We start from the raw sequence: 18,715 nt of genomic DNA on the forward strand, positions 1-18,715 counted from the left end.
AAAGTGAATGTGAATTATGGTTATGATAAGCAGCAAGTTATAATCTATTCTTTGATTGCAATGTGTATTTTTTTGTTTTTATTATTATTTGGAATAATTATATTTTATAAGTTGAAAAGTTCCTTAAAATACAGTCAAATCAGTTCAAAACTTTCAGAAGTTCAAGTGCAATGGCTGACAGATTTGCTCGATAAAATACCCAGCATGATCTTCATTTCAGATGTGAATGGGAAAGTAGTGTTATCTAACCGTTCATATAAGCAATGTAGCAAGGCTTCTCTAATTAGTGATGATGTGAATTGCCTCATATGTACTGGCATCGGATCTGTCGATCTGTCGAATAAACACTATCAGATTGATGAGAAATATTATGTCATTAATCATGAATCGATTGCGCATCCCAAGAGTGGGGATACTCATTACTTGACCGTTTGCAGTGATATCACAGAACTCAAGCTCTCAGAATTGGCATTACGTGATTCTAATAATAAGGCACTAGAAGCTGTAGATGCGAGGAATCATTTTTTAGCTGTAATGAGTCATGAGCTTAGAACGCCAATTGCGGCCATGCTAGGGTTGATGGAGATTTTATCAACTCGAATTAAAAACGATGAGAGCCGTTTGTTATTGACGAATGCAATTCGTTCTGCCGAGAGAATTAAGCACCATGTCCATGAGATTTTAGATTTTTCAAAAATGGAAGCTCAGCAATTACAATTAGATATACGCCAGCATAATATTTTAGAAGAGTTATGTCCCACGATTAGAAGCTTTGAAGCGAGTGCTAAGTTGAAAGGCGTTGAGTTCGTTGTTGATTGGGTGCCGACAGCTATTATTTACGCAAAGTTTGATGCATTACGCTTAAATCAGGTTCTTACCAATGTATTAGCCAATGCTGTTAAATTCACTACGGCAGGTACGGTTTCCATCCACGTTGAATTGACGGAAGAACAGATAGTCTTTGCCGTAAAAGATACGGGGTGCGGAATGAATGAAGCGCACTTGGATTCGTTATTTAAGCCATTTATGCAAGCGGATAAAACCATTACTCGCCAATATGGCGGTACTGGGCTTGGTATGTCAATAGTATCGAATTTAGTCAATCTAATGGATGGTCATATTACAGTTTCCAGTACGCTGAATGAGGGGACTCAAGTAACAATAGTGCTTCCCATTTGTGGTGAGCCGCTATCTGAACCGTTGAGTCAACGTAACTACCGTTGCACTAACGAACGCATTATCGAGTGGTTGAAGTGTTGGCAAGTTTCGGTGAGTCAAGGTGGTGTATCCTTGGTCGATTTTGACGCGATAATGACCAAAAAACATCTCTATCCTGACCTTCTTATTGATAAGATAAAAGATAGTGAACAAGTGCTGGTTCAACCGAAAAAAATGAAACTTTGTGGGCATGTTTTGGTGGTTGATGATGACGCTATTAACCGTTTGTTATTAAAAAAACAGCTACATGAACTTGGTGTGCAAGCAACCATTGTTGGTGATGGAGAAGAGGCATGCCATCTTTTACAAAACGAAGACAGCCAGTTTGATTTACTACTAACAGATTGCCATATGCCTAAAATGGATGGTTTCGCTTTAGCAAGGTTTGTTAAAAATCATATTCCGCAAGAGAGATATAAGGTGGTTATCGGTTGTACGGCGGAAGACTCACGGTTGATCGCAGAGAAGGCTTACCAGTCTGGTATGGAACACGTGCTGTATAAACCCTATTCGTTGGCGTCGCTGTATACTATGTTGAGTGGTTATCTTTCTATGTATCCTTTAGTAAATGCTGACTCAAAAAGCTGGCTTGAGGGCTTTTTACCGGGTGAAAAAAGTGAAATTGCTTCTGTTGTGGCAGAATCTTTAGCGGCCGAGGTCGATAGACTCGAAAAGCATGATTCTGATTACAAAATGATAGCTCATCGTGTTAAAGGCTCTGCCGGGGCGCTTCAACTGGATTATCTCGCGAGTCTTGCGGTTAGCTTGGAGCGCGAATTAGAACCACAAGCTGTTGTATCTGCAAAACAACGACTGATAATGGAAATGAAAATCGTGATTACACAAGCACAAGAATGGTTAGATAAACAGCAACGAGTAGATGACGAATGAACATTTTGATTGTCGAAGATGATCGAATTCAAGCCACGAGTTTGAAACTGAAGCTCAGACAGCTTGGGTTGAATAACGTCGATATTGCAGCAAATGGACACCAAGCGTTGGCTTTATGCTTGCGCAAAGAGATATCGCTGGTTTTTTGTGATATTCATATGCCGGAAATGGACGGAGTTACGCTTTTGTCGATGCTTGGGGATAAACATCCTTCACTCGGAATTATTATATTGAGTGCTGTTGACGATGCCGTGTTAGACCTTACTTATAACATGTGCTGTTTAGCGAGCTTTAATTTTGTCGATGTTTTGCGAAAACCCTATTCTATTGAGCAACTTGAAACCGTGATTCATGCGTTTCATGTGAAGTGTGAACAACAGGCCGCAAGCATTACGCCTATCTCATTAGGGTACAAAGAGATAGAAACAGCATTCAGTGAAGATTGGTTATTCAATTACTATCAACCTCAGTTTGATTTTAAAACGGGTGCCATGGTTGGAGTCGAGGCACTTGTCCGACTCGATCACCCAGTTCATGGTGTATTAAGCCCTGCGCATTTTCTGCCTCTTATTGAAGAGCTGAATTTGATGGATAAGCTGTTTTTAATTGTTTTGGATAAAGCATTATCGGCTTTAGGCAGTTTGTCAGCCGATCTTCAGTTATCAATCAATATCTCCCAGAGTAATTTACAACAGCTGATCTGTGACCCTATTCTTACTCTCTGCCACAAATACGCGTTTCCTACTGATAAACTCACGCTCGAGCTGACGGAAGATCATGTCTATAACGGTACGACAGCATCACTGGCTAATCTTGCGCGTTTAAGAATGCATGGTGTTGGTTTATCCATTGATGATTTTGGCACAGGCTACGCCTCTCTAAGTCAGCTCTCGAAATTACCCTTTACAGAACTTAAAGTAGATCAAAGCTTTGTCCGTGATCTCTCCACCAATTATAAAAACCAGCAACTCACCAACATGTGCTTATTGCTAGCGCAATCCTTAGGCTTGCATTGTGTTGTCGAAGGTGTGGAGGACGAAGATACTTGGCAATATTTACGTCATTTAGGCGTGGATACTTGTCAAGGTTATTATTCGGCGATGCCCATGCCGATTGGCGATCTCGCTGAACTGTATAGCAAAAATATCAGCAAGCAGTTAAGCCATCAAAGTATTGAAGATGGTGTGTATTGCTTATTAGTTGGAGAAAATTCGACTAGCGCTAATGCCCTAAGAAAAATGTTGATGAGAGAAAAACGCGTTACGCAGGTGGTCGTTGCCAGTGATCTCGCTTGCGCTGTAAAGAGATTGCGTGATTTACCTTTTAATTTAGTGGTTGTGGATAGCTACTGCAGTAAAGACGCTAGTTTGCAGTTGCATCAGCATATTGAATCGATGAATTTTAAGGGGAGACTTATTTTTCTCAATGAATATCATGAAGCAATATCTGCAGAACTTGCACATGCGCGCCACATTGTGAAATCAGCTGCATTGACTGACACCATTCAGAGCATAATGGGGGAGGTTGGGCGAACAGTTAATTTTCAACCTAGTTTTCGACTCAATGAAAGACTATCCAGCAGAGAGTTGAGTGTGGCAAATTTATTGATTCAAGGTTTGACCAATAAGCAGATAGCTAATCAACTGGATATTAATCAGAAAACAGTCAGTACTTACAAAGCGAGAATTCAAAGTAAATTGGGCATTCGTTCGGCCATGGAGCTGATTCGTTACATTGAGCTCGATCATCTTAGTGCCAGTTTGAGCATCGCTTAAACTGAATGTCGATTTGCGTAAGCATTAGATTACACTTTTCGGTGAAAGTGTTTATTTATTATTACCAATCAACACGTTGTTAATTTATTGTTAATCGATTTTAGTGACACTCTTCACGGATTTTATTTTCAGATGGCAGGATTATCCCTTTAAGTTAGATCTAACGTAACTAAGATGTTAAAAAAAGGCTGATTTTCCAGTGAAACGTGCTGAAAATGTACTCAACACTAGATGATTTAGCACTATGGTCTGACCAGATGGCGCTTGGTAACTTTAATTCACTGAGTTTGAGTTAATTGTTGGGCTATTTATCTATTCCATTAGGTAAACCATGGAATTATGCATTTTTTTGCTACGATTTTATGGCAAATTACTTCAATGGTTGCTAATGTGTGCCGCTATCCTTAGGAGTTTTTAGATTTTTCTGCTTAGTTTTTGCGCTAAATAAATCTAAAGTTCTAGCGATGCTAGAGAGCTCTCAAGGAAGTCATGGATGCAAAAATAAAAACTTGGAGTTTATGCATGTATAAAAATAAAATCACCCAAGCCCTTCTTCTAGGGGCGGGTATGGCAGTGGCTGCCACTTCTACTTTTTCTCTCGCGGCGGATGTTCCAGCCGGCACTAAATTGGCCAAAGTTCAGGAGCTCGTTCGTGGTAACGGTACTGAAGTCGCCACACTCGATCCTCACAAATCCCAAGGTGTTCCTGAGTCGCATGTAATTCGTGACTTATTGGAAGGGCTTGTGAACCAAGACTCGGATGGTAAAACCATTCCTGGTGTCGCAGAAAGTTGGGAAACGGCAGACAACAAAACATTCATTTTCCATTTGCGCAAAAATGCAAAATGGTCAAATGGTGATCCTGTCACGGCTGGTGATTTTGTTTTCAGCTTCCAGCGTGCCGTCGACCCTGTAACGGCTTCTCCTTACTCTTGGTATATGGAATATACCAAGATGAAAAATGCAAAAGAGATTATCGCAGGAACGAAAGACAAAAGTGAACTTGGCGTTAAAGCTAAAGATGACCATACACTCGTTGTTGAACTTGAAGATGCTGTGCCTTATTTCGTCATGATGATGGGCCACACAACCGTGAAACCCGTTCATAAAGCAACCGTAGAAAAGTTTGGTGACCAATGGACCAAGCCTGAGCATTTTGTTGGTAACGGTGCCTACGTTGTTGATCAATGGGTTGTCAATGAGCGTTTAGTACTAAAGCGTAACGAGCAATACTGGGACAATGGCAAAACAGTCATTAACAAAGTTACCTTCCTGCCTATTGAAAACCAAGTATCAGAAATGAACCGTTTCTTATCAGGCGAAATCGATTTCACCAATGAATTGCCAACAGAGCACTTCAAGCGTCTGAAGAAAGAACACCCGGAATCAGTATCGATTCAGGGTAACCTATGTACCTACTACTACATTTTTAATACCAAAAAAGCACCATTTGACGACGTTCGCGTACGTAAAGCGATTTCTTACGCTATCGACCGTAACATTGTGAGTGATGCGATTTTAGGTCAAGGCCAAAAACCAGCTTATTTCTTAACACCTGAAATTACGGCTGGCTTTAATCCTCAAATGCCAGCATACGGCAAGATGACGCAAAAAGAGCGCGATGCAGAAGCGGCAAAATTGTTAGCTGAAGCGGGCTTTAATAAAGACAACCCACTGAAATTCAGCCTCCTCTACAATACATCGGAAAACCACAAGAAAATCGCTGTAGCACTGGGTTCTATGTGGAAAAAAACGTTAGGTCTTGACGTTGTATTAGAGAACCAAGAGTGGAAAACCTATCTAGATTCTAAAGATCAAGGTAACTTTGAAGTGGCACGCGCTGGTTGGTGTGGTGACTATAATGAAGCGTCTTCATTCCTAACCTTAATGGTGAGCAATAACACCACGGGTGGTTTGCACTACCAAAGCGCTGAATACGATGCAATTATTGATAAAGCGTTGAAATCAACCTCAGAAGAAGAGCGCACTAAGCTATATCTGGATGCTGAAAAGCAATTAACTAAAGATATGCCAATTGCCCCTATCTATCAGTATGTTAAATCTCGTTTAGTATCTCCTAATGTAGGCGGCTTCCCGGTGAATAATGCGGAAGATAAGATCTACTCAAAAGATCTTTATATCACAGCAAAGTAAGTCCACTTACGCTGATAAAAATATAACGACTTAGACACTGCATGTAGCTATCTTCAGATAGTAATTTACATGCAGCGTCTTTCTAATTTTCATTGTCACAGACTGAAAGAGTGAGTTTATGCTTAAATTCATCGCAAAAAGGATATTAGAAGCGATACCAACCATGTTGGTGTTGATCACGGTATCTTTCTTTCTCATGCGTTTCGCTCCTGGTAACCCATTCTCAAGCGAACGTCCTTTACCACCGGAAGTGATGGCCAACATTGAAGCCAAATATGGCTTAGACAAACCCGTGTCTGAGCAATACTTCACCTACTTGACCAATATTTTGCAAGGTGATTTTGGCCCATCATTCAAATACCAAGATTATACGGTGAATGAATTGATCGCCGTTGCCTTGCCTGTCTCGGCAAAAGTCGGCTTTATCGCTTTTATTTTTACCGTTATCGCGGGTGTTTCCATTGGTACGATTGCCGCACTAAAACATAACACTTGGATTGACTACACCATCATGTCGACGGCAATGATTGGCGTGGTGATGCCGTCGTTTGTTCTCGCCCCAGCTTTAATTTATCTCTTCTCCTTGCATTGGAAAATATTCCCGGCTGGTGGTTGGTTAGATGGAAGTTTCCAATATTTAGTACTGCCAGTGCTGGGTATGTCGATGCTCTATATTGCCACCTTTGCCCGTATCACCCGTGGCTCAATGATAGAAACACTCAACAGTAACTTTATTCGCACGGCACGCGCGAAAGGATTGAGTTATCCCTATATCGTTGTTAACCATGCTTTGAAGCCTGCTTTACTGCCTGTTGTGTCGTACATGGGGCCTGCGTTTGTCGGTATTATTACGGGGTCTGTGGTGATTGAAACGATTTTCGGTCTACCGGGTATCGGTAAGCTGTTTGTTAACGCTGCATTTAACCGCGATTACTCATTGGTGATGGGTGTAACCATTTTAATTGGTTTCCTATTTATTCTTTTCAACGCCATTGTTGATATTTTGCTTGCGGTCATTGACCCGAAAATTCGCTACTAACAGGGACGTATGGTTATGTTAACGAAAAGAGAAAACCTAGCCGCGGTTGAGAAGTTTTCTGAAAACTTAGAAATAGCTGGCCGCAGCTTATGGCAAGATGCGCGAATTCGCTTTATGCGTAACAGAGCGGCAATGGTCAGTTTGTGTATTTTGACGATGATGACCCTTGCGGTGATCGTACTGCCGATGATGGCCCCGTATACCTATGACAATACGGACTGGTATTCAATGCACGTTGGGCCCAATGCGGATCATTGGTTCGGCACCGATAGCCTTGGGCGTGATTTGTATGTGCGTACCTTAGTGGGTGGGCGAATTTCGCTGATGGTTGGCGTAATGGGCGCGTTGGTTGCTGTTCTGATCGGCACACTTTATGGTGCGGCGTCGGGCTTCATTGGCGGTAAAGTAGACCGCATTATGATGCGTATTTTGGAGATTCTATACGCTGTTCCTTTCATGTTCCTTGTGATTGTGTTGGTCACGTTTTTTGGCCGCAATATCGTACTTATCTTCGTCGCTATCGGTGCAATTGCATGGCTTGATATGGCGCGAATTGTGCGTGGCCAAACCTTGAGCCTACGCAGCAAAGAGTTTATTGAAGCGGCGCATGTGTGTGGCGTCAGCAACTGGAAAATTATTACACGTCATATTGTGCCAAACGTGTTGGGTATTGTAGCGGTCTATTCGACGCTGTTGATCCCAAGTATGATTTTGACAGAGTCATTTTTATCTTTCCTTGGTCTTGGTGTTCAAGAGCCGATGACAAGCTGGGGAGCACTTCTGCAAGAAGGTTCACAAACAATGGAAGTCGCTATTTGGCAACTTGCTTTCCCAGCCGCGTTCATGGTGGTCACCCTGTTTTGCTTTAACTATGTCGGTGATGGTCTGCGCGATGCGCTTGATCCTAAAGACCGATAATTAAAAGATTAAGGAAGCAATAATGAGCTTATTAGATGTCAAAGATCTGCGGGTCGAATTTACCACTCAAGATGGTATTGTCACTGCTGTCAACGATTTAACTTTTTCACTGGAGCAAGGCGAAACCCTCGGTATCGTAGGGGAGTCTGGCTCTGGTAAATCGCAAACCGTGTTCGCTATTATGGGCCTACTTGCCAAAAACGGTATTATCACGGGTAGCGCAAAATTTGAAGGGAAAGAGATCCTCAATTTGCCAGAAAAAGCCTTGAACAAAGTGCGCGCTGAACAAATTGCGATGATCTTCCAAGATCCAATGACGTCACTGAATCCTTATATGAAGGTCAGCGAGCAGTTGATGGAAGTGCTGATGCTGCACAAAGGAATGAGCAAGTCGGCTGCGTTTGAAGAGTCGGTACGTATGCTAGAGGCGGTTAAAATCCCCGAAGCGCGTAAGCGAATTACCATGTATCCGCATGAGTTTTCTGGTGGTATGCGTCAACGCGTTATGATTGCAATGGCGTTGTTATGCCGGCCTAAGTTACTGATTGCCGATGAACCCACCACCGCATTGGACGTAACGGTGCAAGCCCAAATTATGGATTTGTTGAATGAACTCAAAAGCGAATTCAATACCGCTATTATCATGATCACCCATGATCTGGGTGTGGTTGCGGGTTCATGTGACAAAGTATTGGTAATGTATGCAGGGCGTACGATGGAATATGGCTCTGTGGATGAGATTTTCTACAACCCGAGTCACCCTTACGCTGAAGGTTTATTAAAAGCCATTCCTCGTTTGGATACGGAAGGTGAAATATTACCAACAATTCCTGGAAACCCACCTAACTTGCTACGATTGCCACCGGGTTGCCCTTATCAAGAGCGCTGCCACCGAGTGACAGAACGCTGTAAACGTGAAGCACCTATTTTATTGCCATTTGCCGATGGTCGCCAACGTGCCTGTTTTTCTGATTGGGAGGCTTGGGTTAAATGAGCGAACAAAAACCATTATTACTGGATGTAAAGAACCTCAAAGTTCACTTCAATATTGCCTCTAAATCCGCGTGGCCGTGGTCTAAACCATCCAACCTAAAAGCCGTAGATGGCGTTAATGTGCGCCTATATGAGGGTGAAACTCTCGGCGTAGTAGGCGAATCAGGTTGCGGAAAGTCTACTTTTGCGCGAGCGATCATTGGTTTAGTCGAAGCCACCGAGGGTGAAGTGGTGTGGCTAGGAAATGATTTGACGAAAATGCATGAGGTTGAGCGTCGCAAAACCCGTAAGCAAATTCAGATGATTTTCCAAGACCCACTGGCGTCATTGAACCCAAGAATGTCGGTTGGCGATATTATTGCAGAGCCACTTCAAACCTTTTATCCAGAACTTTCGAAGCAAGAAGTAAAGGATCGTGTAAAAGAGATGATGACAAAAGTCGGTTTATTGCCGAACGTCATTAACCGCTATCCCCATGAATTCTCTGGTGGTCAGTGTCAACGTATTGGTATTGCCCGTGCGCTCATTTTAAAACCGAAAATGATCATCTGTGATGAGCCAGTTTCTGCTTTGGATGTTTCAATCCAAGCGCAAGTGGTTAACCTGCTCAAAGAGCTGCAAAATGAGCTTGGTTTAAGTTTGGTTTTTATTGCCCATGATTTATCGGTAGTGAAACACATCTCTGATCGTGTACTCGTGATGTATTTAGGCAATGCGGTCGAGCTTGGCACCTCGGAGGCGTTGTTTGCGAATCCATCACACCCTTACACCAAAGCTTTGATGTCGGCTGTGCCAATTCCAGATCCAAAACTGGAGCGTGCTAAGAAAATTCAGATGCTAGAAGGGGATTTACCCTCGCCAATCAACCCGCCTTCTGGATGTGTTTTCCGTACCCGCTGTCCTCAAGCGACGGAAATTTGCGCACAGCAAAAACCGCAGATTAAAGGTAGTGATGAACATGCTGTGTCTTGTTTGCATGTCGAACTCTAAATTTAGCCTGTGACAGGCTTAAGCGCGGCGCATTTCTGGGTCGCGCTTTTTTTATCTGTGCGCTTAGCGGGGTAAATCGCACTGTTCAAAATTTCTGAATAACAAGGACAACTTCCTCCGGTTTTACCATTTTCTATCCTACTTATAATAAAAAAGTCATCGGAATGAGGAGTGGAGATCATGGGAAAATTAGTTGAAGGCGTCTGGCACGATGTTTGGTATGACACCAAAAGCAGCGCTGGGCATTTTGTACGCGAAGACGCAGGATTCAGACACTGGGTCGACAGCCAGCCAGATGCACGATTTCAACCAGAATCGGGCCGTTATCATTTGTATGTCTCTTTGGCATGCCCTTGGGCTCACCGTACATTGATTTTTCGCCAACTCAAATCACTCACCGAACACATTGATGTTACGGTCGTTTGTCCTGACATGCTAAGTGAAGGCTGGTCTTTTGGTATTCCTGAACCTCTGTTCGGCTATACCAAGCTCCACCAAATCTACACCAAAGCAAAGGTAGATTATTCAGGGCGAGTAACTGTACCTGTGCTGTGGGATAAGAAGACCAATACCATTGTTAGCAATGAATCTTCTGAGATTATTCGCATGTTTAACAGTGCATTTAATGAGTTAACGGGTAACCAGCACGACTACTATCCGCAAGCACTCAGCAAAGCTATCGATGAATGGAATGCGTATATTTACCCCAATATTAATAATGGCGTTTATCGATGTGGGTTTGCGACCACGCAAGAGGCCTATGACGATGCTTATGATGCACTCTTTACGGCATTAGATAAGGTCAACAATCATTTAGCGACGTATCGCTACTTGGTCGGTAACCAGATCACCGAGGCGGATTGGCGTTTATTCACTACACTTATCCGTTTTGATGCTGTTTACGTCGGGCATTTTAAATGCAATAAACAGCGTATCGCCGATTATGAGAACTTAAGCGGTTACTTAAAAGAGCTTTACCAAATCGACGGGATCAAACAAACGACCGATTTTTACCACATCAAACGCCACTATTATTTCAGCCATATCGGCATTAACCCAACGCAAGTGGTACCTAAGGGGCCGGATCTTGATCTTGATACGCCCCATGAGCGCGGCTTTATTGGGTTATAACGAGGGTGGAAGTGTGCTATAAAAAAGGCTCTTATGTGATACATAAGAGCCTTTTAATCAGCAAGTTAAGCTAAGAATTTTATTTTGTTTCTTGGCTTGCTTGAATCGCCGTCAACGCGATTGTGTAAACAATGTCGTCAACCAATGCACCGCGAGACAAATCGTTTACTGGTTTACGCATGCCTTGCAGCATTGGACCGATAGAAACAAGGTCTGCTGAGCGTTGTACCGCTTTGTAAGTTGTATTACCTGTGTTTAGGTCAGGGAAGACAAATACCGTTGCTTTACCAGCGACTGGAGAGTTTGGTGCTTTAGAAGCCGCCACGTTTTCCATGATTGCAGCATCGTATTGCAAAGGACCGTCGATAATAAGATCTGGACGTTTCTCTTGAGCAATGCGCGTCGCTTCACGCACTTTATCTACATCAGCACCCTTACCTGATTCACCTGTCGAGTAGGAGATCATCGCCACGCGCGGGTCAATGCCGAATGCTGCCGCAGAATCGGCCGATTGAATCGCAATTTCAGCAAGCTGTTCAGCATTTGGATCTGGGTTGATGGCGCAGTCGCCGTATACCAACACTTGATCAGGCAATAGCATGAAGAAGATAGAGGATACAATTGAGGCATTTGGCGCGGTCTTAATGATTTGGAATGGAGGAACAATGGTGTTGGCTGTGGTATGAACCGCACCAGAAACCAAACCGTCAACTTCATCCGCTTCAAGCATCATTGTGCCAAGGAATACTGAATCTTGCAGTTTTTCACGAGCCACAACTTCTGTCATGCCTTTTGAACCACGCAGTTCAACCAAGCGAGCAACGTAGTTTTCGCGCACTGAGTCAGCATCGATAATTTCAACGCCAGCACCTAACTCAACACCTTGCTGCGCAGCAACACGGCGGATTTCATCAGGGTTACCAAGTAGAACACAAGTCGCAATACCGCGCTCAGCACAAATAGATGCCGCTTTCACTGTGCGTGGTTCATCCCCTTCAGGAAGCACAATACGTTTACCTGCACGACGAGCATACTCAGTTAACTGGTAACGGAATGCTGGCGGGCTAAGGCGACGAATACCTTGCGTGCCTTCAGTGAGCGAATTAATCCAAGGACCATCGATGTGGCTAGCAACATGATCGCTGATGAACTCGATACGTTCTTTATCGTCAGCTGGAACTTCTAGGCTAAAGCTTTGTAGGTTGAGTGACGTTTGCCAAGTGTTACCTTGCGCTTTAAAAATAGGCAATCCGCTTTCAAAGGCTGGTTTACATAGGTTCACAATCTCTTGTGGCATATCGTAACCGCCAGTCAGCAGTACCGCACCAATTTCAACGCCATTCATTGCGGCCAGAGAGGCGGCAACAATCACGTCAGGACGATCGGCCGATGTTACTAAGAGTGACCCTGGCTTAAAGTGCTCAATCATGTGTGGCAAAGAACGCGCACAGAAAGTGATGCTCTTAATACGACGAGACTTAATTTCACCTTCATTAATGATTTCAGCTTTCAGGTGTTTGGCCATATCAATAGCACGAGTCGCGATAAGATCGATACTCCAAGGCACGCAACCTAACACACGAATTGGGCTAGTGTTGAAGATCTGCATCACTTCTAAATTGGCTTGTTTCGCGCTATCTGCATCATCAAAAATTTCTGATAAGTCAGGGCGAGTACGGCCTGCTTCATCAACAGGGGCATTAAGCTTGTTGATAATCACACCTGAAATGTTTTTATTTTTTGTTCCACCAAAGTTTGAGCACGCAACTTCAATACGCTCTTTCAACTGAGTTGGGTTGTCCGTTCCCGGTGTCGCGACAAACACAATTTCTGCGCCCAGTGTTTTGGCAATTTCTGCGTTCACTTGGTTCGCGAATGGGTGTTTGCGTGTTGGCACAAGGCCTTCAATCAGCGTTACTTCAGAATCTTTATTGATGTGGTTGTAACGCTCAACGACGGTTTCAAGCAACACATCCATCTTTTCGCTACCGATCAACGTTTCTGCCGCTGACATCATCATCGGTTCTGCAATGCTGATGTCGCTATTGCGACCGATAATCGTTGAAGTGAGATCAGGTTGATCGCCACCCGAGCGAGGTTGTGCAATAGGCTTATAAAAAGAAACGCTAACACCTTTACGCTCCATGGCGCGAAGGACACCCATGCTCACGCTGGTAAGACCAACACCAGCGCTGATAGGGATAAGCATAATAGTACGGGACATGAGTAAAGTACCTCAAACTATTGAAATCAATCTAACCGAAACTAGATTGAAAAAGGAACAAAGCCCAACATGACCTTCTTCGGAAATAAGCCTGCTGACCTAAATCGCTAGAAACTAAGGGTTGAGCCCCGGTAAAAAACTGGCTAACTCAGAGAGTTAGCCAGAAAGTCAATTAAAGGCCTGCCAGACGAGCAGTATCTTCAGCAATCACTAGCTCTTCATTGGTCGAGATAACCATAGCTGGAATACGGCTGTTTGCCGTTGTGATCACACCTTCGCCGCCAAAACGTGCTTTTAGGTTTGCTGCGCTGTCGACTTCGATACCGAAGATAGCCAAACGGTTTAGTACCATTTCACGGATAGGGCCTGAGTTCTCACCGATACCACCAGTGAAGACGATAGCGTCTAGGCGACCGTCAAGGCTTGCTGTGTAGCCAGCCACGTATTTTGCTAGGCGGTGGCAGAACACGTCCATTGCACGAGTCGCTTCTTCTTTCTCACCGTAGTTATCTTCAACAAAACGGCAATCCGAAGTCACTTGAGTTAAGCCTTGTAGGCCAGACTCTTTGGTTAGCATAGTGTTGATTTGATCAACAGAGTAACCCAGTGCATCGTGCAGGTGGAAGATGATTGCAGGGTCGATGTCACCACAACGTGTGCCCATCACCAAACCTTCAAGCGGCGTTAGACCCATTGAAGTATCAACTGATTGACCGTTTTTGATCGCACAAACAGAAGCACCATTGCCTAGGTGACAGTTGATGATGTTAACTTCTTCAACTGGCTTGTTGAGTAGGCCTGCAACTTCACGAGTGATGAATAAGTGTGAAGTACCATGCATGCCATAACGACGGATACCATGCTCTTTGTATAGATTGTACGGAAGAGCGTATAGGAAAGACTCTTCAGGCATAGTTTGATGGAACGCAGTATCAAACACAGCTACGTTTTGAAGCTCAGGGAAGTTTTTCTTAGCGGCTTCGATACCGATGATGTGTGCTGGGTTATGAAGCGGTGCAAAGGTTGCAGCGTCTTGGATACCTTTCAGTACATCATCAGAGATAAGTGCAGATTGAGTGAACTGCTCACCACCGTGTACGATACGGTGACCGATAGCGCCAAGGTTAGCTTTAAGCTCAGGCTTAGAAGCAAGAATAGTTTCAACCATAAACGCGAGTGCTTCTTCGTGCGCTGCACCTTCGCCTAGTTGCGCTTCGTGTTTACCGTCAAGTTTCCACTTGATACGTGCTTCAGGAAGGTGAAGACATTCAGCAAGACCTGATAGGTGCTCAGCACCTGTTTCTGCATCGACAACAGCAAATTTAAGAGAAGAACTACCGCAGTTTAAAACTAAAACTAGCTTAGACATGTGTGACTACCTGTAATAATCGGTTAGGATAAAAATCATTCACAAGAATAGTAGAACCGTTGTGGAGCGCTACTAATCTTGGTCAATAAAACTTGAATTTCCGTATAATGAGACGGGGCTTTTAACGTAAAGTCGTCGATGCATTCCTTGCAGATTTCATCTCGGAGTTGCCTAAATTGTAAATAACGGCAACAATGAGATTGAGGGCTCGCAAAGAATAGCGATAATGGGCCAATATAACAAAAAAAAATTGAAATAATATTAACTTCTATCAATTTTTTACTAGATTAGTTGAATCATTAAACTATTTTTTAGTTGAATGGGCAGCATCGAGAGTGAGGGCGCGCTATGAATAACAAAGTTGGAATCGTTCACAGCCTGAAAGATGGTCAGAAATACATGGATGTTTGGCCTGTGCGCAAAGAGCTAGGCCTCATTTTTCCTGAGCAACGGATCATTAAAGCCACGCGTTTTGGCGTGAAGGCTATGCCAGCTATCGCCGCAATCAGTGTACTGACACAGATGGTTTTTGAAAATACACAGGCGATGCCCCAAGCAGTGGTAGTGGCACTTTTTGCCATAAGCTTACCGCTACAAGGTATGTGGTGGCTGGGAAATCGCGCCAATACCCAGCTTCCACCTTCGCTTGCTGGGTGGTACCGAGAGCTGTACCAGAAGATTGTCGATACTGGTTTTGCTTTAGAGCCAATCAAAGCGAAGCCGAGATACAAAGAGCTGGCTGCTATCCTCAACCGAGCATTCCGTCAGTTAGATGACGCCGCGTTAGAACGCTGGTTCTAGCCACCCAGGTAGCATGTGAATAAAAGGCAAAGAGGACTTCCGCAGTGAACTCCTCTTTGTTATTCAACTTTCGCCTTATTCTTATCTCTCTTTTTGTTACTTTACTGTTAAACCTCACTTCCCTTTAGCCTGAGTTACTGGTAATAATGTTGTCAGCGACGCTCAGTGCGCGTACATAAAAATATTAAAAACACAACATCCAACATGTATACCCAAACAATATGAAGTTGTAAGCAATCTGCAATGGGATGAATCCTAATGTGGCACAGGTTAACTGTGTTTAACGGGATGAGCGCATTTTCTAGCACTGCTACCGCTTTAAGTAGGAAGGGTATAATGCTTAAATCAAGGAGTTAAGATGAAAGCAGGCAAAGCCATTGTTACCGCCGTTTTTGCAGGAGCAGTATTACTCTCTTCCACAAGCATCATGGCCAAAACAGCGAAAGTCGCCGTATCGCAAATTGTTGAGCACCCAGCTTTAGACGCAACCAGACAAGGTTTACTTGATGGTTTAAAAGCAAAAGGTTATGAACAAGGCAAAAATCTCGATTTTGATTTTAAAACCGCGCAAGGCAACCCAGCTATTGCTGTTCAAATTGCGCGTCAATTTGTCGGGGAAAATCCTGATGTGTTAGTCGGCATCGCAACCCCCACGGCGCAAGCGCTCGTCTCTGCAACCAAAACTATTCCTGTCGTGTTCACGGCGGTGACCGATCCTGTCGGTGCTAAATTGGTAAAAAAACTTGATCAACCGGGTAAGAATGTGACCGGGCTTTCTGATCTATCGCCAGTTGAACAGCACATTGAGCTGATCAAAGAGATCATGCCAAACGTGAAATCTATCGGGGTAGTGTATAACCCCGGAGAGGCGAATGCAGTGAGCTTGATGGAACTGCTTAAATCGAGCACTCAAAAACATGGCATTAAACTTATTGAAGCGACAGCCTTAAAAAGCGCAGACGTACAAACTGCGACACAGGCGATTGCCTCAAAATCAGACATTATCTATGCCTTGATTGATAATACTGTCGCCAGTGCGATTGAAGGGATGATTGTTTCGGCAAACCAAGCTAAGACCCCAGTATTTGGCGCAGCAACCTCTTATGTTGAACGCGGAGCGATTGCTAGCCTTGGCTTTGATTATTACCAAATTGGCGTACAAACCGCGGACTATGTTGTCGCTATCTTGGAAGGCCAAGCACCGGGTAAACTGGATGTTAAAGTGGCCAAAGGGTCTGATTTAATGATCAACAAAACCGCAGCGGAAAAACTGGGCGTAACGATTCCTCAGTCAGTACTTGATCGTGCTACGAGCGTAAAATAAAGACCATTCAGAGCTAGAGCGAAGGCTTTAGCTCTGTTTAAGCAGAGAAAGGAGTTGTTATGTCTGCTTTTGCTTTTTTTGGCGCTCTAGAGATAGGGCTGCTGTACGGATTAGTGGCATTGGGTGTTTACCTCACTTTCCGTGTCCTTGATTTCCCCGATTTAAGCGTTGACGGCAGCTTCCCGATGGGCGCTGCGGTGGCCGCAACGGCGATTGTGGCAGGTATTAACCCTTGGGTCGCTACAGGAATGGCAATACTTGCGGGTGCCTTTACCGGTTGGGTGACTGCATTTCTTGCGGTTCGCTGCGGTATTTTGCATCTATTGGCGTCGATTCTCACCATGATTGCCGCCTTCTCCATCAATATTCGTATTATGGGACGCCCCAATATTGCTCTGCTTGGGGAGGAGACCATTCTTACGCCCTTTGAAGCCATGGGTGACTCGGTTTACATTCGCCCGCTGGTCGTGGGTGTATTGGTCTTGATTTCGGCCTGGTTTGTGGTGCGATTATTAAACAGTGACTTTGGACTTGGACTGCGTGCTACGGGCGTTAATGCCCGCATGGTGAGAGCACAAGGCGGAAGCACCTCGTTTTATACCTATTTTGCTCTTGCGTTATCGAATGGTTTTGTCGGTTTTGCTGGGGCACTGTTTGCGCAAACCAACAGTTTTGCTGATGTAACTTCGGGTGTAGGGACGATTGTCGTTGGCCTTGCTGCTGTGATCTTGGGGCAGACGTTGATCCCTGGTCGCCGGATCTGGGTTGCAGTGCTGGCGGTCATCGTCGGTTCAGTGCTGTACCGTTTAGCGGTCGCCTTTGCTTTGAGCTCGGGCATGTTCGGTTTGCAGGCATCTGATCTCAACTTAGTTACTGCTGTGCTGGTGGCCATCGCACTGATTGCGCCAAAAATGAAAAGGAACTTCAAAGCAAAAAAGGGTAATTCTCCTGCTCAGAAGTCGGTTGTTACTAAGCAGGATAAAGCGTCAGGAGAAACATTATGATTCGTTTAGAAGATATTCAAGTCACGTTTAACCCTGGCACAATTTTAGAAAATAGAGCGTTAAGAGGTGTTCACCTCGAAGTACCTGAACATCAATTTTTAACTGTGATTGGCTCAAATGGTGCAGGGAAATCGACCTTATTAGGCGCTGTAACGGGCGAAACGCCCATGATGGCAGGCAAAGTACTCATCGATGAAGTCGATGTCACGCGCCAGAGCGTAGATCAGCGTGCACGTTTATGCGCTCGCGTGTTCCAAGACCCACTTGCCGGTACATGTGGCGATTTAACCATTGAAGAGAATATGGCTTTAGCCTACATGCGCGGCAAGCGCCGAGGGTGGGGGCTGTCACTTTCTTCATCACGTCGCAAGTTGTTTCAAGAGCGAATCGCTATCCTTGGTTTGGGATTAGAAGATCGTTTAGGCGATAACATCGGCCTACTGTCTGGTGGGCAGCGTCAAGCGGTTAGCTTAGTGATGGCAACTTTATCTGACAGTAAATTGTTACTGCTTGATGAGCACACTGCGGCTCTGGATCCTAGAATGGCGGCCTTTATCATTGATTTGACCAAAACAATCGTCAAAGAATTTAACTTGACGGTGATGATGGTAACGCACTCGATGAAAGATGCCTTAGCGTGTGGTGATCGCACTGTGATGCTTCACCAAGGTGAAATTGTTCTTGATGTGTCTGGTGAGCAGCGTGCCAATATGAAAGTGCCTGATCTACTGGAAATGTTTTCGAAAGTTCGAGGCGAAGAGCTGGCAGATGATAGCCTTCTACTCAGTTAATGGTTTTATTTCGTTATCACAGAGGGTTAGTTAACACAGTGGTTGACTAAGCAGCAACAGGCTTTCTCGGCGTGAGGTTGAGAAAGCCTGAAG

14 protein-coding genes are annotated in these 18,715 nt (G+C 44.3%); 12 read left to right on the plus strand and 2 right to left on the minus strand.

The window, feature by feature from the left end; translation table 11 throughout:
• From AACQ21_RS09445 to AACQ21_RS09480, 8 genes are all read left to right on the plus strand, one after another.
• Nucleotides 1-2,109: hybrid sensor histidine kinase/response regulator (locus AACQ21_RS09445; RefSeq protein ID WP_146127540.1), on the plus strand; the 2,109-nt coding region annotated here is incomplete at its 5' end.
• Nucleotides 2,106-3,884 carry an EAL domain-containing protein gene (locus AACQ21_RS09450; RefSeq protein WP_017048098.1) on the plus strand — a complete coding sequence of 593 codons (1,779 nt, stop codon included), beginning with the start codon at nt 2,106-2,108 and terminating at the stop codon, nt 3,882-3,884. The genes AACQ21_RS09445 and AACQ21_RS09450, both read left to right, overlap by 4 nt.
• Before the next feature lie 522 nt (nt 3,885-4,406).
• A complete protein-coding gene (locus AACQ21_RS09455) occupies nt 4,407-6,038 on the plus strand; it encodes an ABC transporter substrate-binding protein (protein ID WP_026028151.1) in 1,632 nt (543 codons plus the stop codon).
• Between the two features lie 118 nt (nt 6,039-6,156).
• On the plus strand, nt 6,157-7,077 hold the full coding sequence (gene oppB, locus AACQ21_RS09460) for an oligopeptide ABC transporter permease OppB (protein WP_013856495.1): 921 nt from the start codon (nt 6,157-6,159) through the stop codon (nt 7,075-7,077).
• 15 nt (nt 7,078-7,092) lie between these two features.
• Entirely contained in the window at nt 7,093-7,995 is a 903-nt protein-coding gene (gene oppC / locus AACQ21_RS09465; protein ID WP_026028150.1) for an oligopeptide ABC transporter permease OppC, read from the plus strand.
• A gap of 22 nt (nt 7,996-8,017) precedes the next feature.
• Complete coding sequence (locus AACQ21_RS09470; RefSeq protein WP_010319733.1) at nt 8,018-8,989, plus strand: ABC transporter ATP-binding protein; 972 nt, start codon at nt 8,018-8,020, stop codon at nt 8,987-8,989.
• Nucleotides 8,986-9,978 (plus strand): murein tripeptide/oligopeptide ABC transporter ATP binding protein OppF, encoded by a 993-nt coding sequence (gene oppF / locus AACQ21_RS09475; protein WP_010319732.1) that lies wholly within the window; start codon nt 8,986-8,988, stop codon nt 9,976-9,978. Before AACQ21_RS09470 ends, oppF begins: the two co-directional genes overlap by 4 nt.
• Nucleotides 9,979-10,158: 180 nt before the next feature.
• Nucleotides 10,159-11,109: a glutathione S-transferase family protein gene (locus AACQ21_RS09480; protein ID WP_094123759.1), complete on the plus strand. Its 951-nt coding sequence runs from the start codon at nt 10,159-10,161 to the stop codon at nt 11,107-11,109.
• 79 nt (nt 11,110-11,188) lie between these two features.
• Here the strand turns inward: AACQ21_RS09480 and pta are convergent, their stop codons facing one another.
• Nucleotides 11,189-13,333: a phosphate acetyltransferase gene (pta, locus tag AACQ21_RS09485; protein ID WP_013856498.1), complete on the minus strand. Its 2,145-nt coding sequence runs from the start codon at nt 13,331-13,333 to the stop codon at nt 11,189-11,191.
• A gap of 172 nt (nt 13,334-13,505) precedes the next feature.
• On the minus strand, nt 13,506-14,702 hold the full coding sequence (locus tag AACQ21_RS09490; protein WP_013856499.1) for an acetate kinase: 1,197 nt from the start codon (nt 14,700-14,702) through the stop codon (nt 13,506-13,508).
• 348 nt (nt 14,703-15,050) lie between these two features.
• Between AACQ21_RS09490 and yfbV the strand changes: the two genes are divergently transcribed.
• The 4 genes from yfbV to AACQ21_RS09510 all read left to right on the plus strand — a co-directional run bounded on the left by yfbV (nt 15,051) and on the right by AACQ21_RS09510 (nt 18,622).
• Nucleotides 15,051-15,503 carry a terminus macrodomain insulation protein YfbV gene (yfbV, locus tag AACQ21_RS09495; protein ID WP_013856500.1) on the plus strand — a complete coding sequence of 151 codons (453 nt, stop codon included), beginning with the start codon at nt 15,051-15,053 and terminating at the stop codon, nt 15,501-15,503.
• 358 nt (nt 15,504-15,861) lie between these two features.
• Nucleotides 15,862-16,827: an ABC transporter substrate-binding protein gene (locus AACQ21_RS09500; RefSeq protein ID WP_105976959.1), complete on the plus strand. Its 966-nt coding sequence runs from the start codon at nt 15,862-15,864 to the stop codon at nt 16,825-16,827.
• A 59-nt stretch (nt 16,828-16,886) separates the two neighbouring features.
• Entirely contained in the window at nt 16,887-17,831 is a 945-nt protein-coding gene (locus AACQ21_RS09505) for an ABC transporter permease (protein ID WP_105976960.1), read from the plus strand.
• Nucleotides 17,828-18,622, plus strand: coding sequence for an ABC transporter ATP-binding protein (locus AACQ21_RS09510; RefSeq protein WP_010319725.1), 795 nt, complete (start codon nt 17,828-17,830; stop codon nt 18,620-18,622). Before AACQ21_RS09505 ends, AACQ21_RS09510 begins: the two co-directional genes overlap by 4 nt.
• Nucleotides 18,623-18,715: the final 93 nt, after the last annotated feature.

Origin of the sequence: Vibrio sp. V01_P9A10T6, assembly GCF_963877065.1 — a bacterium.
GTDB classification, from domain to species: domain Bacteria; phylum Pseudomonadota; class Gammaproteobacteria; order Enterobacterales; family Vibrionaceae; genus Vibrio; species Vibrio anguillarum.